This window comes from Halorubrum depositum, from assembly GCF_007671725.1.
In the GTDB taxonomy this organism is placed as follows: Archaea; Halobacteriota; Halobacteria; order Halobacteriales; family Haloferacaceae; genus Halorubrum; species Halorubrum depositum.
On sequence record NZ_VCNM01000002.1, the window covers coordinates 156,677 to 179,526 of the forward strand.

At 70.6% G+C, this 22,850-nt stretch carries 24 protein-coding genes; 12 read left to right on the forward strand and 12 right to left on the reverse strand.

Features of this window, described 5'->3' with window-relative positions:
• Nucleotides 1-28: 28 nt before the first annotated feature.
• Genes FGM06_RS08295 through FGM06_RS08305 form a run of 3 tightly spaced genes read right to left on the reverse strand, consistent with a single transcriptional unit; the run spans nt 29 to nt 3,579 of the window.
• Nucleotides 29-1,084 (reverse strand): YncE family protein, encoded by a 1,056-nt coding sequence (locus FGM06_RS08295; RefSeq protein WP_144798742.1) that lies wholly within the window; start codon nt 1,082-1,084, stop codon nt 29-31.
• Nucleotides 1,081-2,202 carry a sulfurtransferase gene (locus FGM06_RS08300; RefSeq protein ID WP_144798744.1) on the reverse strand — a complete coding sequence of 374 codons (1,122 nt, stop codon included), beginning with the start codon at nt 2,200-2,202 and terminating at the stop codon, nt 1,081-1,083. Before FGM06_RS08300 ends, FGM06_RS08295 begins: the two co-directional genes overlap by 4 nt.
• Nucleotides 2,203-3,579, reverse strand: a complete 1,377-nt coding sequence (locus FGM06_RS08305; RefSeq protein WP_144798746.1) for a twin-arginine translocation signal domain-containing protein — start codon at nt 3,577-3,579, stop codon at nt 2,203-2,205.
• 155 nt (nt 3,580-3,734) lie between these two features.
• Here FGM06_RS08305 and FGM06_RS08310 point away from each other — a divergent pair, with 155 nt between their 5' ends.
• The gene (locus FGM06_RS08310) at nt 3,735-4,943 is read left to right on the forward strand and encodes a YeeE/YedE family protein (protein ID WP_144798749.1); all 1,209 of its coding nucleotides are present in this window, start codon (nt 3,735-3,737) and stop codon (nt 4,941-4,943) included.
• A 30-nt stretch (nt 4,944-4,973) separates the two neighbouring features.
• Here the strand turns inward: FGM06_RS08310 and FGM06_RS08315 are convergent, their stop codons facing one another.
• The 3 genes from FGM06_RS08315 to FGM06_RS08325 form a co-directional block, all read right to left on the reverse strand.
• Entirely contained in the window at nt 4,974-6,149 is a 1,176-nt protein-coding gene (locus FGM06_RS08315; RefSeq protein ID WP_144798751.1) for a sensor histidine kinase, read from the reverse strand.
• Between the two features lie 145 nt (nt 6,150-6,294).
• Nucleotides 6,295-6,630, reverse strand: a complete 336-nt coding sequence (locus tag FGM06_RS08320) for a rhodanese-like domain-containing protein (protein WP_144798753.1) — start codon at nt 6,628-6,630, stop codon at nt 6,295-6,297.
• A gap of 2 nt (nt 6,631-6,632) precedes the next feature.
• Nucleotides 6,633-6,932 carry a sulfurtransferase TusA family protein gene (locus FGM06_RS08325; protein ID WP_144798755.1) on the reverse strand — a complete coding sequence of 100 codons (300 nt, stop codon included), beginning with the start codon at nt 6,930-6,932 and terminating at the stop codon, nt 6,633-6,635.
• Nucleotides 6,933-7,082: 150 nt separating this feature from the next.
• Here FGM06_RS08325 and FGM06_RS08330 point away from each other — a divergent pair, with 150 nt between their 5' ends.
• The gene (locus FGM06_RS08330; RefSeq protein WP_144798757.1) at nt 7,083-8,102 is read left to right on the forward strand and encodes a PLP-dependent cysteine synthase family protein; all 1,020 of its coding nucleotides are present in this window, start codon (nt 7,083-7,085) and stop codon (nt 8,100-8,102) included.
• Nucleotides 8,103-8,136: 34 nt separating this feature from the next.
• On the opposite strand, the gene FGM06_RS08335 is transcribed toward FGM06_RS08330, so the two are convergent.
• Nucleotides 8,137-8,400, reverse strand: a complete 264-nt coding sequence (locus FGM06_RS08335; protein ID WP_144798759.1) for a MoaD/ThiS family protein — start codon at nt 8,398-8,400, stop codon at nt 8,137-8,139.
• Nucleotides 8,401-8,673: 273 nt separating this feature from the next.
• Here FGM06_RS08335 and ubaA point away from each other — a divergent pair, with 273 nt between their 5' ends.
• From ubaA to FGM06_RS08350, 3 genes are all read left to right on the forward strand, one after another.
• A complete protein-coding gene (gene ubaA / locus FGM06_RS08340; RefSeq protein ID WP_144798761.1) occupies nt 8,674-9,528 on the forward strand; it encodes an SAMP-activating enzyme E1 in 855 nt (284 codons plus the stop codon).
• Nucleotides 9,529-9,602: 74 nt separating this feature from the next.
• Nucleotides 9,603-11,027, forward strand: coding sequence for an APC family permease (locus FGM06_RS08345; RefSeq protein ID WP_144798763.1), 1,425 nt, complete (start codon nt 9,603-9,605; stop codon nt 11,025-11,027).
• Entirely contained in the window at nt 11,027-11,797 is a 771-nt protein-coding gene (locus FGM06_RS08350; protein WP_144798765.1) for a universal stress protein, read from the forward strand. Before FGM06_RS08345 ends, FGM06_RS08350 begins: the two co-directional genes overlap by 1 nt.
• On the opposite strand, the gene FGM06_RS08355 is transcribed toward FGM06_RS08350, so the two are convergent.
• The gene (locus tag FGM06_RS08355) at nt 11,794-12,222 is read right to left on the reverse strand and encodes a desampylase (RefSeq protein ID WP_144798766.1); all 429 of its coding nucleotides are present in this window, start codon (nt 12,220-12,222) and stop codon (nt 11,794-11,796) included. The genes FGM06_RS08350 and FGM06_RS08355 overlap by 4 nt on opposite strands.
• A gap of 126 nt (nt 12,223-12,348) precedes the next feature.
• On the opposite strand from FGM06_RS08355, the gene FGM06_RS08360 reads away from it, so the two are divergent.
• Nucleotides 12,349-12,825 (forward strand): DUF302 domain-containing protein, encoded by a 477-nt coding sequence (locus FGM06_RS08360; protein ID WP_144798768.1) that lies wholly within the window; start codon nt 12,349-12,351, stop codon nt 12,823-12,825.
• A gap of 29 nt (nt 12,826-12,854) precedes the next feature.
• Here FGM06_RS08360 and FGM06_RS08365 read toward each other — a convergent pair whose 3' ends face one another.
• Nucleotides 12,855-13,319, reverse strand: coding sequence for an MGMT family protein (locus tag FGM06_RS08365; protein WP_144798770.1), 465 nt, complete (start codon nt 13,317-13,319; stop codon nt 12,855-12,857).
• Nucleotides 13,320-13,454: 135 nt separating this feature from the next.
• Here FGM06_RS08365 and trpC point away from each other — a divergent pair, with 135 nt between their 5' ends.
• The 4 genes from trpC (at nt 13,455) to FGM06_RS08385 (ending at nt 17,378) form a co-directional block, all read left to right on the forward strand.
• A complete protein-coding gene (gene trpC, locus FGM06_RS08370) occupies nt 13,455-14,297 on the forward strand; it encodes an indole-3-glycerol phosphate synthase (protein ID WP_144798772.1) in 843 nt (280 codons plus the stop codon).
• Nucleotides 14,294-15,619: a tryptophan synthase subunit beta gene (gene trpB / locus FGM06_RS08375; protein WP_144798774.1), complete on the forward strand. Its 1,326-nt coding sequence runs from the start codon at nt 14,294-14,296 to the stop codon at nt 15,617-15,619. The genes trpC and trpB overlap by 4 nt, the downstream gene beginning before the upstream one ends.
• Complete coding sequence (gene trpA, locus FGM06_RS08380) at nt 15,620-16,504, forward strand: tryptophan synthase subunit alpha (protein ID WP_144798776.1); 885 nt, start codon at nt 15,620-15,622, stop codon at nt 16,502-16,504. It abuts the gene before it with no gap.
• An 82-nt stretch (nt 16,505-16,586) separates the two neighbouring features.
• On the forward strand, nt 16,587-17,378 hold the full coding sequence (locus tag FGM06_RS08385; RefSeq protein ID WP_144798778.1) for a 2-amino-3,7-dideoxy-D-threo-hept-6-ulosonate synthase: 792 nt from the start codon (nt 16,587-16,589) through the stop codon (nt 17,376-17,378).
• 75 nt (nt 17,379-17,453) lie between these two features.
• Here the strand turns inward: FGM06_RS08385 and FGM06_RS08390 are convergent, their stop codons facing one another.
• Nucleotides 17,454-19,037 (reverse strand): HTTM domain-containing protein, encoded by a 1,584-nt coding sequence (locus FGM06_RS08390; protein ID WP_144798780.1) that lies wholly within the window; start codon nt 19,035-19,037, stop codon nt 17,454-17,456.
• Nucleotides 19,038-19,192: 155 nt separating this feature from the next.
• Nucleotides 19,193-19,771, reverse strand: a complete 579-nt coding sequence (locus FGM06_RS08395; protein WP_144798782.1) for an NADPH-dependent FMN reductase — start codon at nt 19,769-19,771, stop codon at nt 19,193-19,195.
• A gap of 127 nt (nt 19,772-19,898) precedes the next feature.
• On the opposite strand from FGM06_RS08395, the gene FGM06_RS08400 reads away from it, so the two are divergent.
• Both FGM06_RS08400 and FGM06_RS08405 read left to right on the forward strand, forming a co-directional pair.
• Nucleotides 19,899-21,071, forward strand: a complete 1,173-nt coding sequence (locus FGM06_RS08400) for a 3-dehydroquinate synthase II (protein WP_144798784.1) — start codon at nt 19,899-19,901, stop codon at nt 21,069-21,071.
• Between the two features lie 201 nt (nt 21,072-21,272).
• A complete protein-coding gene (locus tag FGM06_RS08405; protein WP_144798786.1) occupies nt 21,273-21,887 on the forward strand; it encodes a hypothetical protein in 615 nt (204 codons plus the stop codon).
• Between the two features lie 68 nt (nt 21,888-21,955).
• Here FGM06_RS08405 and FGM06_RS08410 read toward each other — a convergent pair whose 3' ends face one another.
• Nucleotides 21,956-22,843, reverse strand: coding sequence for a mechanosensitive ion channel family protein (locus tag FGM06_RS08410; protein ID WP_144798788.1), 888 nt, complete (start codon nt 22,841-22,843; stop codon nt 21,956-21,958).
• Nucleotides 22,844-22,850: the final 7 nt, after the last annotated feature.

A 22,850-nucleotide genomic window follows, 5' to 3' on the forward strand; every position in this document is an offset into this window, starting at 1 on the left:
GCTCTCTGCGACAGCAACGGATCCGAACTCAGACCACGACGGAGCCGAAGGGGTACGCCCCCGTCTCCGCCGTCCATATCGTGCCCTCCGCGACGTCGACGAGCGAGACCCGGTCGTCGTCGTAGTGCGAGACGACCAGCCGGTCGCCGACGCGGGTCGCGACGAGGCCCGGCGCCGGCGTTTCGACGACCGCTCCCGAGAGCGACCGGAGCCGGTCCGCGGCCGCGTCGAGCACCCACCACTCGCCCTCGATCCGGAACAGGTCGACTGGGCGGTCGAACCCCTCGTGGACCGTCGCGAGGCCGAGGTCGCGGTCGAACTCGTGGACGACCCCGTCGCCGCGGCCGGGGACGAAGACGCGGTCGTCCGTGACGACGAGGTCGTACGGGTCCGCGCCGACGGCGGCCGCGCCGAGGACGGGAGCGTCGGAGGGGTCGCCCGGCTCGTCGGTCCCCTCCGCCCCGCCGACCGCCCCAGGATCGAAGGCGACGACGCGGGCGCCCGCCTGATCGACGGCGTAGCCGCGGTCGCCCTCGGGGCCGACCGCGACGCCCTGCACGCGGGCGTCATCGCCGACGTCGACGGCGCCGAGCCGCTCGCGGGCCGCGGGGTCGACGACGTCGACGACGCCCTCCCGGCGGCTCCCGACGTAGAGCCGGCTCTCGTCCGGAGAGACGGCGACCTCGTGGGGCTCGGCGCCGACCGCGATCCGGGCGACGAGCGTCAGCGACTCGGGGTCGACGACGGCGAGCGCGTCGCCGGCGCTACAGGAGACGAACAGCTCGCCGTTCGCGGCCGCGAAGTGAGAGGGGCCGAGCACGCCGGTTTCGATCCGCGAGACAGCTCCGTTCGGGTCGACCGCGGTTATCGCCCGCTCGCCCATGGTCGCGACGAACGTACGCCCTCGGTGGGTCGTCGCGTGAACCGGATGGCTCCCGACCGGGACCTCGCCGAGCGGCTCCCCGTCGGAAAGCGCGAACAGCGCGAGGGCGTCGTCGCCCTCGCAGGGGACCGCGACGAGGCGGTCGGCCGGGCGATCGGAGTCGCCCGCGTCGCCGCGGTGGGCCGCTCCGCCACCCGTCATCCCGTACAGGAGAAATCGCCGCCGCCGTCGCCGCCGCCGACGCTTCCCTCCGTCTCGATCACGACGCTCGTCGCGGTCTCGACGGGGTACCGCCCGCGGTCGCCCTCGACGTTCGCCCACTCGCCGAAGCCGCCGTCGTACACGCGCACGTCCTCGAAGCCGATCGCCCGCAGCGTCAGCCACGTCGACGTGGGGTCGACGTTGTCGTCGCCGTACACGACGACGGTGCCCGCGCGGTCCAGCTCCGCCTCGCCCTCGTACAGCTGCACGAGTCGTCCGGGGTCGGTCATCCGCCGGCCGGAGACGTTCCCGACCCAGTGGACGCCGATCGCGCCGGGGAGGTGGCCGTGGCGGTCGTTGTCGGGGTCCAGCGCGTCGGCGGCGGGCGCGCCGAGGTACGCCTCGGGGACGCGCACGTCGACGAGGCCGGGGCCGTCGCCGTTGAACGTCCCGACGCGGTCGGCGAGCCACTCGCGGGTGACCCACGCCGACTCGGCGGGGTCGGGATCGTACTCGGTCGGTTCGATCCGATCGCGAGAGCCCGTCCCGAGCCGGCCGTTCCAGCCGGAGATGCCGCCGTTGAGGACGCGGACCGAGCCGGCGTGGCCCAGCGCCGCGAGCGCGAACGCGGTCCGCGTCACCCGAGACCCGACGCTCGCGCCGTAGACGAGCACGTCGTCGTCGGGCGACACGCCGACCTCGCCGAACGCGGTCGCGATCGCCGCGACGTCCGGGACCAGGCCGGCGTCGGTCGACGCCCGGCTCGTGATCGCGTCGAACGGGACGCGCCTGGCGCCGTAGATTCGCTCTTTGCGGAAGTTCTCCGAGTCCCGGGCGTCGAGGACGACGACGTCCTCGCGGTTGTCGGCGAGCCAGCGCGGCCCGACGAAGTGGTCGACGTTCCCGGTCAGCTCGTACTGCGCGGCGGTGTCGGCCGGGGTGGTGACCCCGAGACAGCCGGCGGTGCCGGCCGCACCGGCGACGGTCGCCCCGGCCGCGGCCCGGAGGAGCCCGCGGCGGGTCGACGCCGGGTCGGACTCGTCCGCCCCGTCGGCTCCGGTCGCGTCTCCCTCGCCCCCGTCGACCGCGCCGTCGTCCGGCGTGTTATGGGAGACCATCTACCCGCAGTAGCAGTGGTCGTCCATGCACCACGACGCCTCCATCTCGCCGAAGGTGACGCCGAGGGAGGCGAGCGACGCCTGGATGCTCGACACCGCGTCCCCCTCCGGGCGGACCGTGCCGGCGACCGCGCCGGTGGGCGCCTCGCCGGCCTCGACCGTCGCGACGACCTCGCGGCTCGCGTGTTCGATCACGGCGACCTGGTTCGCGTCCTGCACCGGGACGTACAGCTTCTCGCGGTTCGGCCCCCACGCGCCGGCGATGCTGCTGCCGCCGACGTCGAGCGTCGTCGCGTACTCGTTCGCCTCGAGGTCGATCACGCCGACGCCCTCGCCGGGGATGAAGAGGTACGCGGCGGTGTTGTCGGGGGCGACCTCGCTCGTGATCGGCGCGCCCGGGAGCCCGTCGTCGCGGGTGATCTTCGCGATCTCCTCCGGGTTCTCCGGGTCGGAGACGTCCCAGACGCTCTCGGAGCCCTCGCGGGGCACCTCGGGGTCGCCGCCGAGCGTCCCCTCGCCGTTCTCGACGAGGAGGAGCTCCCCGTCGAAGGAGGCGGTACACATGAACGGGAGGACGTTGCCCTCGGTGACCGGCTCGCCGGCGTCGACCCGGTTCACCGTCTCGAACGGGTCGACGCTCAGCACGCGGATCGCCTCGTCGGCGACGTCGACGACGAAGGCGTAGTCGCCGTCCGGGCCCAGCGTCATGTCGCAGGGGCCGACGTAGCCGGTCTCGATCTCGGCGGTCACCTCGCCGAAGGTGTCGCTGTCGCGGTTCGCGTCGACGCGGAAGATGGCGTGGTTCGCGTCGCCCTCGGGCTCCATGCCGGTCGTCCCGCCGGAGGCGATCAGGAGGTGCTCGCCGTCGGGCGTCACGTTCGGGTAGTTCGGACCGTATCCAGTCTCGACGAAGGCGAGCTCCTCGAGGGTGCGCTGGTCGAGCGCGCGGACGCCGCCGGAGACGTTCAGCCAGAGCACGTCGTGTTCGTCGTCGATCCCCGTGGCGTACTGGTTGGCCGGGAAGGAGGCGGTCGTGCCGAGGAACGCGGTGGTGAGCAGCTCGTCGCTCTCCGTGTCGACGACGCTCAGCGTCCGGTCGCCGTTGTTGAAGACGAACATCGTCGGCGCGGGCTCGTCGCCGCCCCCACCGCCGCCGCCCGAACAGCCGGCCAGCGCCGTCGTCGCGCCGACGGCGCCCGACGCCTGCAGGAGGCGTCGCCGGTCGATCCCGTCGGCGAACGGGTTGCGGCGGTCGTCGTTCGCCAGCACGCTCCCCTTCGCGGGGCGGGCTGCCGCGCCGTCGGACGCGCCGGGCGTCTCGTCGCCCGAGGCGCACGACGCCGCGTCGTTCGTTCCACATCCGCAGTCGTCGCTCATACCTTCACGACGCGTCTCGCGCCTAAAGGGCTCCCGGAGGCGCGCTTCGTTGCCCCGTGTGCCAAATAGCGGCAAATGTTGTTCGTTCCTCTGACCGGCGCGCACCGTTACCGTCTTCAGCGACGTTTTAGGGCGGGGAGCACTCGGCTCCGCTAATGATGCTATCGCCCGTCGCTTACGTCGGGATATCCATCGCGGTCGGGCTCTCGTTCGGGGTGCTGTTACAGAAGGCGCGGTTCTGCTTCGTCAGCGCGTTCCGGGACTTCGTCGCGTTCAAGGACACCCGCGTGCTGAAGGGGTTACTCGCCGGGATCGCGGTGATGACCGTGTTCTGGAGCGTCCAGGCCACGTTCGGCTACTTCCGCGGCTTCTGGACGCCCGCCTGGGGGCTCGGGTCGCTGTTCGGCGGCTTCGTCTTCGGGCTCGGGATGACGCTCGCCGGCGGCTGCGCGTCCGGCACCCTCTACCGCGCCGGACAGGGGTACCTCCAGTTCTGGCTCGTCCTCCTCTTCATGTTCGTCGGCTACGTCCTCTTCGCGTTCGCGTTCCCCGTCGCGGAGACGTACTACTTCCAGACGCTGAACCCGTTCGACGGGCGGACGCTGTACCTCTCGCTGCCGTTCTCGCCGGCCGTGACGGGAGCCGGCGCCGTCGCGCTCGGCACCCTCGCGTACGCGTTCGTGAAGGGGAAGAGCCGGCTCCCCGACGACCCCTCCGGCGGGACCGGCGTGGGGGCCGACACCCGCGCGCAGGCCGCGCTCGGCGGCTCCCGGACGTTCTCGGCCGTCTCGGTCGGCCTGCGCGGCATCGCCGATGGGACCGTGGAATACGCCCGCGGGCTCCGCGACGACGACCGACCGCTGAAGGTCCGCCTCCGCGACTCGTGGGACGCGCGGACCGCCGGCGTCGCGATGGCGCTCGTCGCGAGCCTCTGGTTCTACGTGCACGGCCACTGGGCGATCACCGGCAGCGAGGCGCGCTGGGCCGGCTACCTGCTCGGGCAGGCGGGGTACGACGTCGCGAGCGTCGAGTACTGGGGCTCGATCCTCTTCCGCGACGGGAACATCTCGCTGACCATCGACATGGTGATGATCGCGTCGCTCGTCGTCGGCTCCTTTATCGCCGCGTACGCCTCCGGCGACTTCCGGATCCGCAAGCCGAAGCTGAACCGCGTCCCCAACTACGCCGCGGGGGGCCTCCTGATGGGCGTCGGCTCGCGGCTCGCGGCCGGCTGCAACATCGCGAACCTCTTCTCGGGGGTCGCGCTGCTGTCGGTCCACTCCTTCCTGGCCGGCGCGGGGATCATCCTCGGCGTCTACGTGATGACCCACTACATGTACCGCGAGGTCGGCTGCGCGATTTAGGCGGGGGAACCGACGCGCCGTCGGTCTCAGTCAGCCCGAACCGGGATCGAGGACGACGACGTCGCTGATCTCGAATCGGGTCCCGCCCGTCGGGGAGTCGGTCACCTCGATTCGCCAGTCGTGGGCCTGCACGACGCTCGCGACGATCGCCAGCCCCAGACCGCTGCCCTGCGACTCCGACGAGTACCCCCGCTCGAAGACGGAGTCCCGCTCGCTCGCCGGGATGCCCGGCCCGTCGTCCTCGACGTAGAAGCCCGCTCCGTCGGGGAGCGCGCCGACGCGGACGGTCACCCCGCCGCCCCCGTGCTCGATCGCGTCGCCGGGCTTCGCCCGGCTACTCGCGGAACCGTGCTCCACGCTGTTCCGAAAGAGGTTCTCGAACAGCCGCCGGAGGCGGTCGGTCGCCGCCCGGATCGCGAGGTCCGTCTCGACGCGGAGCTCCGACTCCCCGGTCACGACGGACTCCCAGCACCCGTCGGCCACCGACGCCAGTCGGACCTCTTCGGCCGACTCGACGGTCCGGCCCTGTCGGACCATCGTCAGGACGTCCTCGATGAGCTCCTCCATCCGGTCGAGCGCGTTCGCCGCGGTGTCGAGGTGCCGATTCCCGGTCGACTTCCGAGCGAGATCGACGTACCCCTGCGCCACTCCCAGCGGGTTTCGCAGGTCGTGAGCGAGCACGCTCGCGAACTGGTCTAACCGCTCGATCTCGGCCGCGGTGCGCCGGCGCTGCAGCTCGTGTTCGAGCATCCGGGCGATCAGCTCCGCGAACAGGGTCTCCTCGTCGCTGAAGGGTCGGGACCGGGCGTCCTCGGAGACGAAACAGACCGTTCCGTACAGCTCGTCGCCGACGACGATGGGGCTCCCGTGATAACACCGGAGCCCGTGCGCCTCGAAGGCGGGGTCGTCGGCCCACCCCTGTTCGGGGGCATCGTGGAGCGCGACCGTTCCGCCGTCGGCGACGGCGCGCCGACAGTACGTGGTCCCGAGGTCGAGAACGAGTCCGGACGGGAACGCCCCGTCCGGCGGGTCAGTGCTGGCGACCGTCTCCCAGTAATCGGTGTCGGGATGGATCTCCGTCAGGTGCGCGTTCTCGACGTCGAGGTACCGTTTGCCGAGCGCGAGCGCCCGCTCGGCCTTCGCGTCGAACTCGCGAGGCTCGTTCATCACCTCGTAGAGCTCCCGGCGTGCCGTCCCGGCGTCCATACCCGAAGCCAATCGGCCTGCGATACAAAGAGGTACGCCTACGTGACACTCGGTGTGACATCCGGCTTCAGTGACAACCGAACGGAGCGTCGCCGGCGCTCTCCGAGTCGGCGTCCCCAAAATCGGCGGAACCGGTCGGAGCCGCCTAGGCGTCCGCGGGCGAACCGGTCTCCAGCTCGAAGTCCCACTCCTCGTAGCCGCCGGACATGCTGGCGACGACGACGTCCTCCTCGACGCCCTCGTAGCTGCTGATCAGCATCGCGGCCTGCTTCGAGGACTGGCCGACCGGACACGCGCAGACGACGTCGGTGTCGTCCCACTCGATGTCGGGGACTCGGGCGGGGAGGTCGCCCAGGGGCACGTTGATCGCGCCGGGGATGTGACCTTGCTCGTACTGCGCCGGCGGTCGCGTGTCGATGACGCGGATGTCGCCCTTCCGAACGCGCTCGTTGACTTCCTCGGGGGTGAGTTCCTCGACCATGATTACTCCTTCCGCATGAAGATGCGGTAGCGGCCGTCGCCGGACTTCCAGACTTTGGCGGTCGCGTCGTCGCCGACCGCCTTCGGCACGTTCTCCGTGCTCGGAACGTGATCGGTCTCCTGGACGAGCACGTCGCCGGGGGCGAGCCCCGCGATGGCCTTCTTCGCCTCGACCTGCGGGTACGGGCAGACCTCGCCGGTCATGTCCTGTACCTCGGTCGCGTCCTCCAAGAGCGCTTCGGCGGTCTCGTCGTCGAGCTCGTCGGGCATCTCGACGACGTCGTCCCACGATGGTTGGCTCATGCGGAGACGTACGCGTCTGCCCCGGTAACCCCTTTCGTGTGCGGCAGGCTTCTCCCGTATCTCGGACGGGCGATCGCGGTGCACGACCGCGATAGGCGTCGAGACAACCGTTTCCGTCGGACTCTTATTAGGGTGCGATCTACGGGACCCATGAGCGAGTACGTCGTCGACGAGTCGACGATCTTCGAGACGCCCCTCGTGGAGCTGGACCTCGACCTCGAGGCCGACGCGGACGTGTACGCGAAGGCGGAGTGGTTCAACCTCTACGAGGCCCCGCACGGCGGCGGGTCGATCAAGTCCCGGATCGCGAAGGGGATGTTAGACGGCGCCGAGGAGCGCGGCGAGCTCGAGCCCGGCGTCACCGTGATCGAGCCGACATCGGGCAACACCGGCAGCGAGGTGGCGCGGCTCGCGGCCGCCCGCGGCTACGACGTGGAGATCGTCATGCCCGACAACGCGGCCGGCGGGAAGGTGGCTGCCGTCCGCGACGCGGGCGCGGAGATCCACTTCGTCGACGCCAACCTCGGCTACGACGCCGTCATCGAGCGCTGCGAGGAGATCATCGCCGCGGACCCCGACGCGTACTTCCGCCCGAACCAGTACGAGAACCCCGACAACCCCGGCACCCACGAGCGGACGACCGCTCGGGAGATCTACGAGGCGACCGACGGCGACGTGACGCACTTCGTCGCGGGCGTGGGCACGGGCGGGACGATCACGGGGACCGGCCGCGGCCTGACCGACCTGAGCGACGGCGCGGTGGAGGTCGTCGGCTTCGAGCCCGACGAGCGGCTCCACGCCATCGACGGCCTGAAATACCTCAAGACGGGCGACCACTACCACCCCGAGACGTACGACGAGTCGGTGCTCGACCGGACGGAGTACGTCACCACTTCGGACGCGTACGACCGGGCGCGGGCGCTCCGCGACCGCTACCTCGACGACCCTGTCCCGATCGCCGACCCCGGCCAGCACGACGAGGCGACGGTCCGCGAGCACCTCCGCGTCGACGACCAGTTCGTCGTGGGCACCTCCGCGGGCGGCGGCGCGGCCGTGGTGGCGAACCTCGACGCGGCGGGCGAACTCGACGACGACGACGTGGTCGTCTTCATGCTGTGCGACCGCGGCGACAAGTACGCGGACATCCCGCTCTGGGAGGACTACTTATAACGAGAACACCGTCTCGAACCGAGAAGCGGACCGGTTACCGACCGCCGGACGCGGCGGGGATGACGCGGACCTGCGCGTCGGCCGGGACCTCGGCGTCGACGCCGTCGACGGGCGTCCCCTCGACGTAGACGTTGATGAACTCCTTGATCTCGCCGTCCTCGAGCACGCTGTCCCGGAGCTCCGGGCCGTGCTCGTCGGCGTGGTTGTCGAACAGTTCGCGGACGGTGTCGCCCTCGACCTCGACCTCCGAGGTCGCGGACCCGCCGACGAGGACGGCCGGCAGTTTAATCGTGGCCATATCCGAGGTTCGCGTCCCAGTCCAAAAAGGGGCCCGCCGACGGCAACGTCGGCCACGGTCTAACACGACCGGCGATCCGGGTCCGCGCGCTCGCGGCGACCCTCGGCGGTCGGTCCCGCGAGCGAGTCGGTGCGAGGGTCGACGTCGTCCGGCGCGACGTCGGTCGCCTCCGGGTTCGCTGTCGGTCGTGCGGGAGGAACACACCTCCGAGATGGCGGCAGCACGCGCCGGTGGGCGGCCGGCTTATGCGTTTGTAGCGACAAGGACCGACGAATGAGTGACCTCGACCTCGATCCGACGCAGCTCGACCGCTACTCCAGACACATCATCATGGACGACGTGGGCCCCGAGGGCCAGAAGGCCCTGCTCGACGCCGAGGTGCTCGTGCTCGGCGCCGGGGGGCTCGGCGCGCCGATCATCCAGTACCTCGCGGCCGCCGGCGTGGGCACGCTCGGCGTCGCCGACGACGACGAGGTCGAGCTGTCGAACCTCCAGCGACAGGTGATCCACGGGAACGACGACGTCGGGCGCAAGAAGGTCGACTCCGCCGCCGACTTCGTCGAGCAGCTCAACCCCGACATCGACGTCCGGAAACACGAGCTTCGGGTGACCCCCGACAACATCGAGGAGCTCATCTCCGGCTACGACTTCGTCGTCGACGGCACGGACAACTTCGCGACGCGATACCTCGTCAACGACGCCTGCACGCTCGCCGGGATCCCCTTCTCGCACGGCTCCATCTTCAAGTTCGAGGGCCAGGTGACGACGTTCGCGGGCGACGACGACTCGCCGTGTTACCGCTGTCTGTTCCCCGAGGCGCCGCCGGCCGGGATGGTCCCGAACTGCGCGACCGCGGGCGTCCTCGGCGTCCTCCCGGGCACCGTCGGCTGCCTGCAGGCGACCGAGACGGTGAAACACGTCATCGGCGAGGGCGAGTCGCTCGACGGCTCGATGCTGTTCTTCGACGCGCTCGAGATGGAGTTCGACAAGGTCGAGATCCCCAAGCAGGACGACTGCCCGGTGTGCGGCGACGACCCCGCCATCGAGTCGGTGCAGGACGTCGAGTACAACGCCTCCTGCGCCATCGACGTCGGCGGCGACGAGCCCGAGATCGAAGCGGACGACTAATCGGTCGATCCGGCGCGGCCGATCCGCGGTCCCGCCTCCACACTTATCCGGCGACTGTCCGTATTCGAGAACGTATGACCGACGAGCCGCGCGGCCGCAACCTCGACGGCGACGCACCGGTCGCCGAACGCGTCGTCGAGACCGAGGAGGCGACGATCACGGAGGGCGCGGAACTGGAGCGCACCATCGGGCTGAGCGGCGGCCTCGCGATCGGTATCGGAACGATGATCGGCGCCGGAATCTTCGTGTTCCCGGGACTCGCCGGCGGGGAGATCGGAACGGCGGCGGCCGCCTCCTTTGCGGTCGGCGGCGTGATCGCCCTCCTCGTCGCGCTCCCGACCTCGGAGCTGGCGACGGCGATGCCGCGGAGCGGCGGCGGCTACTACTTCGTCTCGCGCGGGCTCGGGACGCTCGCGGGCACGGTCATCGGGCTCTCGCTGTGGCTCGGGCTCGTGTTCGCGACCGCGTTCTACCTCGTCGGACTCGGGTTCTACGCGCTCGACGCGCTCGCGCAGATCGGGCTCACGGTCGGCGCCGAACCGGGCGGGATCGTCTCGGCCATCGCCGTCCTCGCCGGAGTCGCGTTCACCGTGTTAAACGTCACCGGCACCGAGAACGCCGCGAAGCTCCAAAACGGCATCGTCGCGCTGCTGCTCTCGATGCTAGTCGCCTTCCTCGGGTTCGGCCTGTTGGAGGCGTTCGGGGTCGTCGCCGTCGACACCCCGCCCGGGGAAGCGGCCGACGTCTGGGAGGCCGTCCCGATACTCTCGGTCGCCGCGCTCGTGTTCACCTCCTACCTCGGCTTCGCGCAGGTCGCGACGGTGGCCGGCGAGATGAAGGACCCGGGCCGGAACCTCCCGCTGGCGATGGTGGGCTCCGTTCTGATCGTCACGGTGCTGTACGTCCTGACCATCTTCGTCGCGACGAGCGTATTCCAGCGAAACGCGCTGCTGGCGGCCGGCGAGACCGCGATGGTCGAGGTGGGCCGGGCGCTCCTCGGTCCGGCCGGGGCGCTCGTGATAATCGCCGGCGGGCTGCTCGCGACGATGTCGTCGGCGAACGCGTCGATACTCAGCACCTCGCGGGCGATCTACGGGGTCTCGAAGGACGCGCTACTCCCGCGGCGGGCGAGTCGGATCAACCTGCGATACGGCACGCCGCACGTCGCGCTCGGCATGGCCGGCGGCCCGGTGATCGTCCTCGCGGCGACCAGGCAGGTCCAACTCCTCGCCGAGGTCGCGTCCTTCCTCCACCTGGTCATGTACGGGCTGATGTGTGTCGCGCTCGTTGCCATCCGCCGCGACCGTCCCGAGTGGTACGACCCGGAGTTCGTGGTGCCGGGCGGCCCCGTCGTTCCCGTCCTCGGCGCGCTCGCCAGCTTCGGACTGATCGCGTTCATGAATCGGCTCTCGATCGCGGTCGGGACCGCCGTCATCGCCGTCACGGCCGGGTGGTATTTCTACTACGCCCGCGACGTGGAACTCAAGGGGGCCCTGTAATGACACGCGTACTCGTTCCCGTCGCGGTGCTGGAGGGAGAGAGCGTCTCGCCCGGCCTGATGTCGCTGCTCGGGGGCGTCGACGTGACGGTGCTCGGCTATCACGTCCTCCCGGAGCAGACGCCGCCGGACCAGGCCCGGCTCCAGTTCGAGGAGCGCGCGACGTCGGCGCTGGAGGACCTCAGCCAGGAGTTTCGGGCCGCCGGCGGCGCGGCCGACCACCGGCTCGTGTTCACGCACGACCGCGAGCAGACGTTCGACCGCGTCGCCGACGAGGCCGAGGCGGACGCGTTCGCCGTTCCCGGGACGACCGGCGACGTCGACCGGGTCCTCGTGTCGCTCTCCGGCGACGTCGACGTCGACAGCCTCCTCTCGTTCGTCGAAGCGCTCGTCGGAGGTCGGGACATCGGCGTCACGCTGTTCCTCGCGGGCGGGGATGCGCCTCCCACCGCACCGAGCGACGGCGCGGCGGCGGACGCCGGTGACGGCGCCACGGCTGACGCCGGCGACGACGACGCAGCCCGGCTGGCGGCCGCTGCCGATCGGCTTTCCGAGGCGGGCATCGACGCGGACACGACGCTGGCGACGGAGGGGTCTCCGTTCGACGCGCTGATCGACGCGGTGCCCGGCCACGACGCGGTCGTGATGGGCGAGCGCGCGCCTTCGTTTCGGTCGCTCGTGTTCGGCGACGAGAGCGGGCGGATCGCGGCCGCCTCGGTCGGCCCGGTCCTCGTGGTTCGGGACCGGCGGGATGCCGAAAAAGAGGCCTAGCGCTCGCTCCGCACCGAGACCGTCTCCTGTTCGAATCCGTCCTCGTCGTCCCGCCAGCGCCACGAGCCGACGAACGGGTAGCCGTCCAGCGCGCAGATCACGTACGAGTGGTCGGGCCAGGTCGCCCGCGCGGCGTCCGTCTCGCTCGGGTTGGTCGGGCCGGTGGGGTGCGAGTGATAGAACCCGACCACGTCGAGCCCGTCGTCCTCGATCGTCTCGATGAGCTCGAACTGCTCCTCGGGGTCGATGAGGTAGCGGATCTGGGGCGTGTCGGCGACGTTCTCGGCCTGATACGTCTCGGTGACGACGCTCGGCTCCCCGTCGGTGCCGTGGTCGCCCGCGAGGACGCCGCAGATCTCCGCTTCGCCGCCGCCGTACGCGTGGTACACGATGTCGTCGTAGACCGCTCGTGAGAGCTCGATCATGGGCGGTGGAAGGCGACTCCGACCGATAAGTCCGTCCCGACCGGCAAGGGCCGCGCTCCGTCACAGGTAGCGGCAGTCGTTGACGGACCGGGTGACGGTTTTGCCGCCGCGGTCGGAGTCGCACCCATGAGCGACGCCGAGAGCGGGTCGCCGGCGCCGACCGCCGACGAGGCGCTCCACACGACCCTCGACATGCCGTTCGACGACGCGGTCCCCTTCGTGCAGATCGAACACGAGCTCGCCGACTTCGAGACGGTGCAGGTCACGCGGCTCGATCGGATGATCGAGGGAATGTTAGGCCACGACGACGTCGAGCGGACCGCGCTCATCGTCGTCTGTCACCCCGAGATCGCGTTCGACGCGATCGAGATCGACCCCACGCTCGCCGGGATGCTCCCGTGTACGACCATCGTGTACGAGCGCGAGGGCGACGACCTCGTGCACGTCCACCACACCTCGGCGACGAAGGCGATCCGCGATCTCGGCTGCGCGCCCGCCGACGCCGGCGGCGCGGTCGAGGACCTCGTCGAGAAGACCGGGGAGCTGATGACGGTCGTCTGGGAGAACATCGAGGAGCACGGCCGGGAGCGGCCGTCCGAGTAGGTCGCGAATCCCGACCCGGACAGTCCCGGCTACAGTCCCTCGACGCGCCGCAGCGCGTTCCGCACGTCTGCCGGTGTGGCGTACGGGCCGCCCTGTACCCGGTGGTCCGGAAAGAGGACCGGGATCGGATTCTCGTCGAGCGCGCTCTTCACGAGCCCGAGGTCGTCGGGGTCGTCCGCGTCGAGCGCGGCCAGCCGCGTGAGCCGGCTCACAGACACCTCCTCGCCGTAGGGGACCGTCCGGAGCGCCTCGAGGACGTCGCGGCGGTCCGTCGGCACCGTGAGCCCGACGGGGACTTCGGCGAACTCGTCGCGCTCCCCGCGGACGTACGCGCCGATCCGGTCGAGCAGCTCGTGGTCCGCCTCCGCGTCGGTCGGTACCTCTGCCGGGAACGACACCGAGATGACCCGCCCGTCGGCGAACCCGACCTCCACGGCGCGGTCGAGGGACTCGAACTCGCGGGCGAAGACGCCCGACGTTCCCGTCGTATTCATACCCGTCACACGACGGCCCCGACGGTTAAAACGAGGGGGGCGACGCCGGCGGTCGGGCCCCCGGGGAACTCCACACCGCACCGAGCGATCCCGCCCGCAAGCCTTATGAACAGATACGTGCATTAGTGTACACTAATGGAGGATCCAACCGAGCTGGCCCCCGCGGTCAGGTCGATACTCTCGGCCGCGCGCGACCGGGCGGCGGAGGGCCGAACCGACCGCGTCGACGTCGATCCGCGCGATCTGCGCGCCGCGTTCGACCGTGCCGAGGCCGACGGGCGCGTGCCCGTCGTCGCCGAGGTCAAGCCGACGAGCCCGACCACCGACGGGACCCGCGACGGCGACCCCGTCGCGCTCGCCGAGGGGATGGTCGCCGGCGGCGCCGCGGCGCTCTCGGTGCTCACGGAGCCGGAGCACTTCGGCGGGAGCGTCGAGGTCCTCGAACGCGTGCGAGGGGCGGTCGACGTGCCGGTCCTCCGCAAGGACTTCGTCGTCGCCGAGTCGCAGCTCGACGCCGTCGAGAGCGACGTCGTCCTGCTGATCGCGCGGTTCGTCGGCGACGACCTCCCGGACCTGCTCGCCGCCGCCCGCGAGCGCGGCTTCCAAGTCCTCGTCGAGGTCCACGACCGCGAGGAGCTGGACGCCGCGCTCGACGCGGGCGCGACGACGATCGGCGTGAACAACCGCGACCTCGCGGAGCTGGTCGTCGATCTCGGAACCTTCGAGTCCGTGGCGCCCCACGTCCCCGACGACGCGACGCTGATCGCCGAGAGCGGGATCGGATCGCCGTCGGACGCCCGCCGGATGCGGGCGGCGGGCGCCGACGCGCTGCTCGTCGGGAGCGCGATCATGGACGGCGACGTCGAGGCGAACACGCGGGCGCTGACGCGGGCGGAGGCGGACGGCGGCGGGCGCGCTGACGACGAGGAGGCGGCCGCGGACGACGAGACCACAGACACCACGGAGACACCCACATGAGCGAAACCGGATCCACCACGAGCGAGACGACCGGCGCGGGAGCAACGCGGGCGGAGCTGTCGCGACGCCCGGGCCGCGAGCGCGGCCGCGAGGATGGAAAGTTCGGCCGCTACGGCGGCCAGTACGTCCCCGAGGCGCTGATGCCGGCGATCGAGGAGCTGACCGACGCCTACGAGCGGTACGTCCTCGAGAACGAGGACGGGTTCATGGACGAGTTCCGCGAGCGGCTCGCCGACTTCGGCGGGCGCCCGATTCCCCTCCAGCGCGCCGACCGGCTCTCCGAGCGCTACGACCGGGAGATATTCCTCAAGCGCGAGGACCTGCTCCACGGCGGCGCGCACAAGCTGAACAACGCGCTCGGGCAGGTCCTGCTGGCGAAGTACATGGGGAAAGAGCGGATCATCGCGGAGACGGGCGCCGGCCAGCACGGCACCGCGACCGCGATGGCGGCCGCGCACCTCGACATGCCCTGCGAGATATACATGGGCGAGCGCGACATCAACCGCCAGCGCCCGAACGTCTTCCGGATGAAGCTCAACGGCGCCGAGGTGAATCCGGTGACCGCGGGCCGGGGCACCCTGAAGGAGGCCATCTCGGAGACGATGCGCGACTGGGCGACCACCGTCGAGAACACCCACTACGTCATCGGGTCGATCGTCGGCCCGCACCCGTTCCCCGTGATGGTCCGCGACTTCCAGGCGGTCATCTCCGAGGAGGCGCGCGCGCAGTCGATCGAGAAGACGGGCGAGCTCCCGACCGACGTGGTCGCCTGCGCGGGCGGCGGGTCGAACACGATGGGCGCGTTCGCGGCGTTCGTCGACGACGAGGAGGTCGCGCTCCACGCGGTCGAGGCCGGCGGCTCGACGCTGGAGGTCGACGAAGAGGCGGGCGTCGCCCCGAACTCCGCGTCGCTGTACACCGGCGAGGAGGGCGTGCTCCACGGCGCGCGCACCAAGCTCCTGCAGGACTCCGACGGACAGATCATGGAGAGCCACTCGATCTCCTCCGGGCTCGACTACGCCGGCGTCGGCCCGGAGCTCGCGTACCTCGTCGACGAGGGGCGCGTGAACCCCGTCGCCGTCGACGACGACGACGCCCTTGAGGGGTTCCACCGGCTCTCGCGCACGGAGGGGATCATCCCCGCGCTGGAGACGGCCCACGCGTTCGGATTCTTAGAGGAGCATCACGAGGATCTCGGCGAGCGGGTCGTGGTGAACGTCTCCGGGCGCGGCGACAAGGACCTCGACGCCGCCATCGAGGAGACGGACAAGCGCGACATCGACGAGGCGCCGGACATGTCGATGTTCACGGGGGGGATCTGAATGGCGGATCGGAACACGGAGTCGGCGGCGAAGCCGGAGACGGGCAACTCGGCCGCGATAGCCGAGGCGTTCGCGGACGGCCCCGCCTACGTCCCTTACCTCGCCGTCGGCGACCCCTCCTACGAGGCGTCGCTGGAGTACGTCCGCGCGCTCGACCGCGGCGGCGCCGACGTCATCGAACTCGGGCTCCCGTTCTCGGAGCCGATCGCAGAGGGGCCGACGATCCAGGGCGCCCTCGTGCGCTCGCTCGACGACGGGATGACGCCGGACCGGTTCTTCGCGTTCGCCGAGGAGCTGGACGTCGACGCGCCGCTCGTCTGCATGACGTACTACAATTTGATCTACCAATACGGGGCTGAAACCGGCCCCCGTCCCTTCGTCGAGCGCGCCGCCGCGGCCGGCATCGAGGGGCTCGTCGTCCCCGACCTCCCGGCCGAGGAGGCCGACCCGCTGCGGGAGGCGTGCGACGAGTTCGGGCTCGATCTGGTCTTCATCGTCGCGCCGACCACGGTCGGCGACCGGCTCGACCGGATCATGAGCCGCGTGTCGGGGTACGTCTACGTGCAGGCGCGGCTCGGGACGACCGGCGCGCGCGACGACGTCTCCGACCAGACGACCGAGAGCCTCGACCGGCTCGCCGAGTACGACGTGCCGAAGGCCGTCGGGTTCGGTATCTCGGCCGGCGGGCACGCCGAGCGTATCGTCGCCGGCGGCGCCGACGGGATCATCGTCGGCTCGGCGCTCGTCGACATCGTCGCCGAGGGCGTCGAGAACGACCTGTCGACCGACGAGGTCGCGGACCGGCTGGAGGCGCTCTCGCGAGAGCTGAAGGCGGGCGCCGAGCGCGGCTACGCCGCCCGAGTCGGGACCGCGGAGTCGCGGTGACCGCGGATTCGAGCCAATACGACCCCGAACGAAACCCACTTACCTGCGATTGCCACACTCTCACACAACGACCGAACCCACCATGACAGCAGGACTCTCGGCACGACTCGAACGCATCTCCACGAACGACCGCTACCTCATCGTCCCGATGGACCACGGGATCACGATGGGCGCCGTCGATGGCCTCGTCGACATCGAGTCGACGATCGACGGCGTCACGCGCGGCGGGGCGGACGCGGTCCTCACCCAGCGCGGCGTCGCGCCGCGCGTCCACCCGAACAAGAACGACGCGGGCTACATCGTCCACGTCAACGGGTCGACGACGATCGGCCCCGACGAGAGCGACAAGCGCGTCACCGCCACCGCCGAGGACGCGGTGCGCGCGGGCGCCGACGCCGTCTCCTTCCACATCAACGTCGGCTCGGAGCACGAGCCGGACCAGATCGAGGAGCTCGCGGAATTGACCGCGAACGCCGAGCGCCTCGGCCTGCCGGTGCTCGCGATGGCGTACGCGCGCGGCGAGGGCGTCGACGAGACCGACCCCGAGTCGCTCGGACACGCGGTCCGGCTCGCCGAGGAGCTCGGCGCCGACGTGGTGAAAACGGGGTACTCCGGCGACGGCGACTCGTTCGCCCGCGTCACGGAGTCGACCCGGCTCCCGGTCGTCATCGCCGGCGGGTCGAAGGGGACCGACCGCGAGACCGTCGAGATGGTGCGCGGCGCGATGGACGGCGACGCGGCCGGCGTGTCGATGGGGCGGTCGATCTTCCAGCACGAGGATCCGGAGGGGATCGCCCGCGCGGTCTCGGCGATCGTCCACGACGACGCGAGCGTCGACGAGGCGCTCCGCGCGGGCGGGTTCGTCGAGGCGTAACGACCCGATCGAGGCGCACCGTTCGCCCCGCGCCGACGCCGACTCAGTCGTCGACGCGAAGGGATCTCAGGGAACTCAACAGGCCACGCTGATCCGCTCTTGCGGCTCCGGCTCGCCCACCGGGCCGCTCGGACCGACCTCCTGCTCGACGTGGAAGACGGTCACCGACTCCACACTGGGGTCCGCGTGCTCACAGACGTACTCCGCTACCGGTCGGTACCGCGTCTCTCCGGCGTACCGCATCCGGTGCCCGAACTGGTGCCAGAGGGTCGACGGGTACGTGTCCGCCGCGTCCGGCGGCCGATCGAACGAGACCGCGCCCCCGTCCCGGACGCCGACCGACTCGCCGGATTCGAGCGTCGCGCGGACGACGTACCAGCTGGAGGTGTCCGGCGGGTTCGGCGCGAAGAACGACCAGCTGACCTCGGAGAGCTCACCGGCCGACTCCGACGCCGGGAGGTCGACGAGCCCCACTCCCGCGGCCTGCCACCACACGAGCGCGAGGAAAAAGCCTACGAGCAGCACGGCGGCTCCGACTCGGATCCCCCGACGAACCCCGTACGGGACCGGGGACGCGGGTTCCTCTGTGCATCCGCCGTCGCTCCGGTACGCGCGCCCCGTCACCCGAGAGGGCCCGGGAAATTTCGACGCGACCGACTCGATGACGTCCCACGCCCTCGGCGGGAGGAAGAGGAGCAGCACGCCGACCATCACGAACGGGAACACGCCGAGCCGCATCGTCGCGGCCATGCCGAGGTGCGCGGAGACGAACGCGAGGGCGACCGCGACCCGGAGCCGCCCGGTCGCGACGATCAGGAGCACCGACGCCGAGAGGAGCGCGACCCACAGCCAGTTCATCGCCGCGAGGAGCGCGGCGCGTTCGGAGACGAGCGGACCCAGTCCCACGACGAACTCCTCGATCTGGAAGATACGGGGGACCGCGGTCCCGGACATCCACGCGTCGCTCCGGTACTTGGAGACCACGTTCGCCGCGTAGATCGACAGGAGCGTCAGGAGGGTGACGGCCGTCCCGAGCGAACAGATCCGGCGGTCGGCCGACTCCGCCCCTTCGTCGTCCGCTCGTTCGACGACATTTCTCCGGTCGGCGCGGTCGGCGCGGTCGGCGCGGTCGGCGCGGTCGGCGCGGCCGACCCGCCCGTCCGTGCCCGTCGACCACCGGGCGTCCAACGGGAGGAAGAGGGCCAGGAACAGGAACACCACCAGGATCGTGTTCCCGCCGTTGATCACGTACGGGTTCCGGGCGTACAGCGACGCGAGCAGGAGGAGGGAGACCCCCGTCGACGCCCGCGTCCGGTAGCCGACGAGGAGGGCGACTGCGGCGACCGCGGCGGCCGCGAGCAGCAGCGCCTGTACCCGCGCCGACCCGGAGACCGCGTGGATCGAAACGGACTCCAACGCCGGGTAGACCTCGGCGAGCGTCGAGCGCGGCAGGACGCCGTCGTCGGCGTAGAACGCGCCCACTTCCGGAAGCCGATAGACGAGGAGGTCACCGAGGAGCAGGAGGGCCAGCGCGATCCGGAACGCGCCGAGCGCTCGCGGATCGATCCCGAGGTGCGGGGCTGCGCGTCCGCGGAGGGACTCGCGCGCAGCGGCGTATCGGGAACCCGCCTTCGAGAGCCGCCGGCGTAGTGTCGTCATTCGAAGTATACGTGGAACGATACCGATCTCAGTGGTAAGTGCTTTGTCGTCTTCGCGGCGCGCGGCCGTCGGCGTCGGCTCACGGTGAGCGTCGGTTCACGACCGCCGAGGAATCACGGTCGCGGGCGAATCACGGCCGCGGTCGAGACCCGCGGTCACCTCGCGCCGACGTTCTGGTCTCCCTCGAACGAGTCCGGGTCGGGTTCGATGTCGGCGTACTGCACGGCGCGGCGGCCCAGCGTGAGCGTCCGCTCGTCGAGGCCCTCGTCGACGAGGTCGCCGTCCTCGAACTGGGCGTGAGCGCGAGGGATCGCCACCTGATGCGGGATCACCCACGCGTTCAGCGCCCGGCAGACGGAGCGGAGGTGCTCTAACGCCGTCACCGGAAAGCCGCCGCCCGCGACCGCGAGGAGCCCGACGGTCTCGTCCTCGAACTCCTCGAAGCCGCAGTAGTCGAGCGCCGTCTTCAGCGTGGACGAGTACGAGCCGTGGTACATCGGCGTCCCGAGGAGGACGGCGTCGGCCTCGCGGAGCCGCGTTTTGAACGCGTCGGCGTCCCCCGCCTCGTCGCGGTCGGCGTCGTACGTCGGGAGGTCGTACTCGCGGAGGTCGACCAGTTCGGCGCGCCCGCCGGCCCTGCGAGCGCCGTCGAGCGCGCGCTCGATCCCCAGACGCGTGTAGCTCGTCTCGCGCAGGCTTCCCGGGATACCGACGACCAGCGGCGGATCGGACATACCGCCACCGACAGGCCGAGGCGACTAATACCAATTGGCGTTCGATCCGTCGCTGGCGGTCGACCCGTCGCCCGCAACGCACGACCCTTCCGCAGTTTTCAAGCCCGCCCGCCGTGAGGTTCCGACAATGACACGCACGGTCTGGGTGAAAGCCGACGGGAGCGTCGGCGACTGGGAGGCGCGGAAGCGACGGATCACGGCCGCCATCGAGGCCGGCGCGGACTGGGTGCTCGTCGACGAGGCCGACGTGGGGCGCGTCCGCGAACTCGGCGACGTCAAGGTCGCGGCGTTCCGCTCGGAGGCGGACGTCATCGACGACGCCGAGAGCGCCGCCGAGGCCGACGCCTACTTCGTCGGCAAGGGCGGCGAGGGCGACGGGACGATCGACCTCCCGAACGACTTCTCCGGCTCCGCGGACCTCACAACGGTCCGCCGGGGCGACGACCGCGCGCAGGGCGTCTACGTCCGCGTGCTCGGCACCGAGTACGAGCGCTTCGCCGAGGAGGCGGCCGCGGACGCCGAGTACACGATCGTCGTCGGCGAGGACTGGTCGATCATCCCGCTGGAGAACCTGATCGCGCGGGTCGGCGAGGAGACGCACCTCGTCGCCGGCGCGACGACCGCCGCGGAGGCGCAGACCGCATTCGAGACGCTGGAGATCGGCGCCGACGGCGTGCTCCTCGACAGCGACTCGCCGGACGAGATCCGGGGCGCGGTCGACGCCCGCGACGCCGCCGACCGCGAGACGCTGGACCTCCGGCACGCCGAGGTGACCGCGGTCGAGCGCACCGGGATGGCCGACCGCGTCTGCATCGACACCGGGTCGCTGATGGACGAGGACGAGGGGATGCTCGTGGGGTCGATGTCGCGCGGGCTGTTCTTCGTCCACGCCGAGACCGCGGAGTCGCCGTACGTCGAGTCGCGCCCGTTCCGCGTGAACGCCGGGGCCGTCCACGCCTACGTCCGCAACGCCGAGGGCGGCACGAACTACCTCGCGGAGCTGTCCAGCGGCGACGAGGTGCAGATCGTCGACACCGCGGGCCACACCCGGGAGGCGATCGTCGGGCGCGTGAAGATCGAGAAGCGCCCGATGTTCCGGATTCAGGCGGAAGTCGAGACGGAGGAGGGCGTCGACCGCGTCGAGACGCTGATCCAGAACGCCGAGACGGTGAAGGTCGCGACCGCGGACGGCAAGAAGGCGGTCACGGACTTAGAGGAGGGCGACGAGGCGCTGGTCTACTACGAGGACGTGGCGCGGCACTTCGGCGAGGCGGTCGAGGAGAGCATCATCGAGAAGTAGCGGGGTCGACCGAGGGGAGGCCCCGTAGGCGAGCGGTGCAGCCGCGAGCCGAGTGGCCGAGCGAGTGCGAGGCCACTAAAACGAGCGGTCCCCCGGCCGGCGAGTGACGGGACCGACCGGAGCGAGGTCTCGCCGGCGCGTTCCTGTCAGAGGACTGCCTCGATCGTTACTATTATCAGACATATTAACGTTCATCGGTTCATGGCTGTGAGTCACGAGCACGGTCACGTGGCGGACGGTAGCGTAGTGGAGCGCGTTCAGCACCTCGCGGCGGCGGCGAACCCGGCGTTCGCGGCCGGGAGCCTCCTCGTCCCGCTGGCCTTCTTCGGCGCGAGTCTCCTCCTTTCGAGCACGGAACTGCTCTTCTACACGCACGTCGCCGCGGGCGCGGTCTGGTTCGGGTTCGCGCTCATCTTCCCGTCGATCATCGGGCCGACGCTCGGCGGGCTCGGGGCGGAGGCGTCGGCGGCGGTGACGACGACGCTCGTCCCGAAGGCCGTCTTCTTCCTCGTCGGCTTCTCGCTCACGACCGTGCTCTCGGGGACCGTCCTGCTGACGCCCGGCCTCGGGCTGGGGTACGGGTTCGCCGGGACGTGGTCGTCGGCCGCGCTCGGGCTCGGCTGGGGATTGTTCGCGTTCGGGCTCGCGGTCCCGCACCGGCTCCAGCTCAGCGCCTACTACGAGACGCTCTCGCCGGAGCCGGACGCCTCGCGGCTCGAATCGATCGAGAAGAAGAACCTCGTGGTCGGCCTGTTCGAGGCCGCGGTGATGCTCGGGATCGTCGTCCTGATGACCGGGTTCCGGCTGGGCGCGTAACGGCTCCGTCGACGTCCCGGATCACGGAAGTCCACGGGAACGTCCCTCGCACTTTCCTGCGATCAGTTTCACCCGCTCGGGGCGGACGACTCGGTCCGGCGTTCGGTCACGGTCAGTTCACCCGAGAGCAACTGCGCGGACGGGGGTGCGAGCGTGATCCCCTCCTCGTCGAAGCGCCGCTTCACCGCTCGGCGGAAGTCGGAGCGAATCGTCACCATGTCCCTGTCTCTCGGATCGTCGATCCAGAACTCCGCCTGTATCGTGACCGCGTTCTCGCCGAGTTCGACGAGGCGCGCGTTCGGCGCCGGATCGCCGAGGGCCGACTCGAGAGTCGCGGCGGTCTGTTGTAACTCCAGTAGAGCTCGCTCGGCGTCCTCGTAGTAGGCGACGTACACCTGTTCCGTGATTCGATACGTGTTCCGGCCGTAGGGTCGGGTGATGGCGTTGGATGTGAGTTCGGTGTTGGGGATCGAGACGGTCTCGTTGTCCGGCGTCCGGACCCGAGTGACGCGGAAGTCGACCGCTTCGACGGTGCCGCTCCCGCCCGGCCACTCGATCCAGTCGCCGACGTTGAAATCCGGGTCGGCGACGAGGAACATCCCGCTGATAAGCGATCCGAACACCTGCTGACCCGCGATACCGAACGCGAACGTGAGCGCCGCGATAATGACCGCCGACTCGGAGAGCACCCGCCCGTAGCCGGCGGCGATGATACCCGTGAGGGTCGCGAATCCGATCAGGAGCACCCGGAGATACGTCTTCACTGCGGTCTCGATCGTGGGATTGTTGCGGTTGCGCGATCTGACGACATGGGTGATGAGGGGAACGAGGAACGCCTGGCCGATGAGGTAGATAACTCCGAACCCCGCGAGAAACCAGAACAGTTCGGACAACACCTGATCGTACACCGAGAAGATGTCCCCCGCCCATTCCGGGGAAGAAACCTGGCCGTTCATGCGCCGA

Excerpts from the sequence above, each read along its gene's own strand:
- FGM06_RS08310 (WP_144798749.1), top strand. The coding sequence starts at position 3,735 with ATGATGCTATCGCCCGTCGCTTACGTCGGGATATCCATCGCGGTCGGG.
- FGM06_RS08300 (WP_144798744.1), bottom strand. The coding sequence starts at position 2,202 with ATGGTCTCCCATAACACGCCGGACGACGGCGCGGTCGACGGGGGCGAG.
- FGM06_RS08315 (WP_144798751.1), bottom strand. The coding sequence starts at position 6,149 with ATGGACGCCGGGACGGCACGCCGGGAGCTCTACGAGGTGATGAACGAG.
- trpA (WP_144798776.1), top strand. The coding sequence starts at position 15,620 with ATGGCGGATCGGAACACGGAGTCGGCGGCGAAGCCGGAGACGGGCAAC.
- FGM06_RS08355 (WP_144798766.1), bottom strand. The coding sequence starts at position 12,222 with ATGATCGAGCTCTCACGAGCGGTCTACGACGACATCGTGTACCACGCG.
- FGM06_RS08295 (WP_144798742.1), bottom strand. The coding sequence starts at position 1,084 with ATGACGGGTGGCGGAGCGGCCCACCGCGGCGACGCGGGCGACTCCGAT.
- FGM06_RS08405 (WP_144798786.1), top strand. The coding sequence starts at position 21,273 with ATGGCTGTGAGTCACGAGCACGGTCACGTGGCGGACGGTAGCGTAGTG.
- ubaA (WP_144798761.1), top strand. The coding sequence starts at position 8,674 with ATGAGTGACCTCGACCTCGATCCGACGCAGCTCGACCGCTACTCCAGA.
- FGM06_RS08345 (WP_144798763.1), top strand. The coding sequence starts at position 9,603 with ATGACCGACGAGCCGCGCGGCCGCAACCTCGACGGCGACGCACCGGTC.
- FGM06_RS08320 (WP_144798753.1), bottom strand. The coding sequence starts at position 6,630 with ATGGTCGAGGAACTCACCCCCGAGGAAGTCAACGAGCGCGTTCGGAAG.
- trpC (WP_144798772.1), top strand. The coding sequence starts at position 13,455 with ATGGAGGATCCAACCGAGCTGGCCCCCGCGGTCAGGTCGATACTCTCG.
- FGM06_RS08395 (WP_144798782.1), bottom strand. The coding sequence starts at position 19,771 with ATGTCCGATCCGCCGCTGGTCGTCGGTATCCCGGGAAGCCTGCGCGAG.
- FGM06_RS08390 (WP_144798780.1), bottom strand. The coding sequence starts at position 19,037 with ATGACGACACTACGCCGGCGGCTCTCGAAGGCGGGTTCCCGATACGCC.
- trpB (WP_144798774.1), top strand. The coding sequence starts at position 14,294 with ATGAGCGAAACCGGATCCACCACGAGCGAGACGACCGGCGCGGGAGCA.
- FGM06_RS08365 (WP_144798770.1), bottom strand. The coding sequence starts at position 13,319 with ATGAATACGACGGGAACGTCGGGCGTCTTCGCCCGCGAGTTCGAGTCC.
- FGM06_RS08325 (WP_144798755.1), bottom strand. The coding sequence starts at position 6,932 with ATGAGCCAACCATCGTGGGACGACGTCGTCGAGATGCCCGACGAGCTC.
- FGM06_RS08410 (WP_144798788.1), bottom strand. The coding sequence starts at position 22,843 with ATGAACGGCCAGGTTTCTTCCCCGGAATGGGCGGGGGACATCTTCTCG.
- FGM06_RS08335 (WP_144798759.1), bottom strand. The coding sequence starts at position 8,400 with ATGGCCACGATTAAACTGCCGGCCGTCCTCGTCGGCGGGTCCGCGACC.
- FGM06_RS08385 (WP_144798778.1), top strand. The coding sequence starts at position 16,587 with ATGACAGCAGGACTCTCGGCACGACTCGAACGCATCTCCACGAACGAC.
- FGM06_RS08350 (WP_144798765.1), top strand. The coding sequence starts at position 11,027 with ATGACACGCGTACTCGTTCCCGTCGCGGTGCTGGAGGGAGAGAGCGTC.
- FGM06_RS08330 (WP_144798757.1), top strand. The coding sequence starts at position 7,083 with ATGAGCGAGTACGTCGTCGACGAGTCGACGATCTTCGAGACGCCCCTC.
- FGM06_RS08360 (WP_144798768.1), top strand. The coding sequence starts at position 12,349 with ATGAGCGACGCCGAGAGCGGGTCGCCGGCGCCGACCGCCGACGAGGCG.
- FGM06_RS08400 (WP_144798784.1), top strand. The coding sequence starts at position 19,899 with ATGACACGCACGGTCTGGGTGAAAGCCGACGGGAGCGTCGGCGACTGG.
- FGM06_RS08305 (WP_144798746.1), bottom strand. The coding sequence starts at position 3,579 with ATGAGCGACGACTGCGGATGTGGAACGAACGACGCGGCGTCGTGCGCC.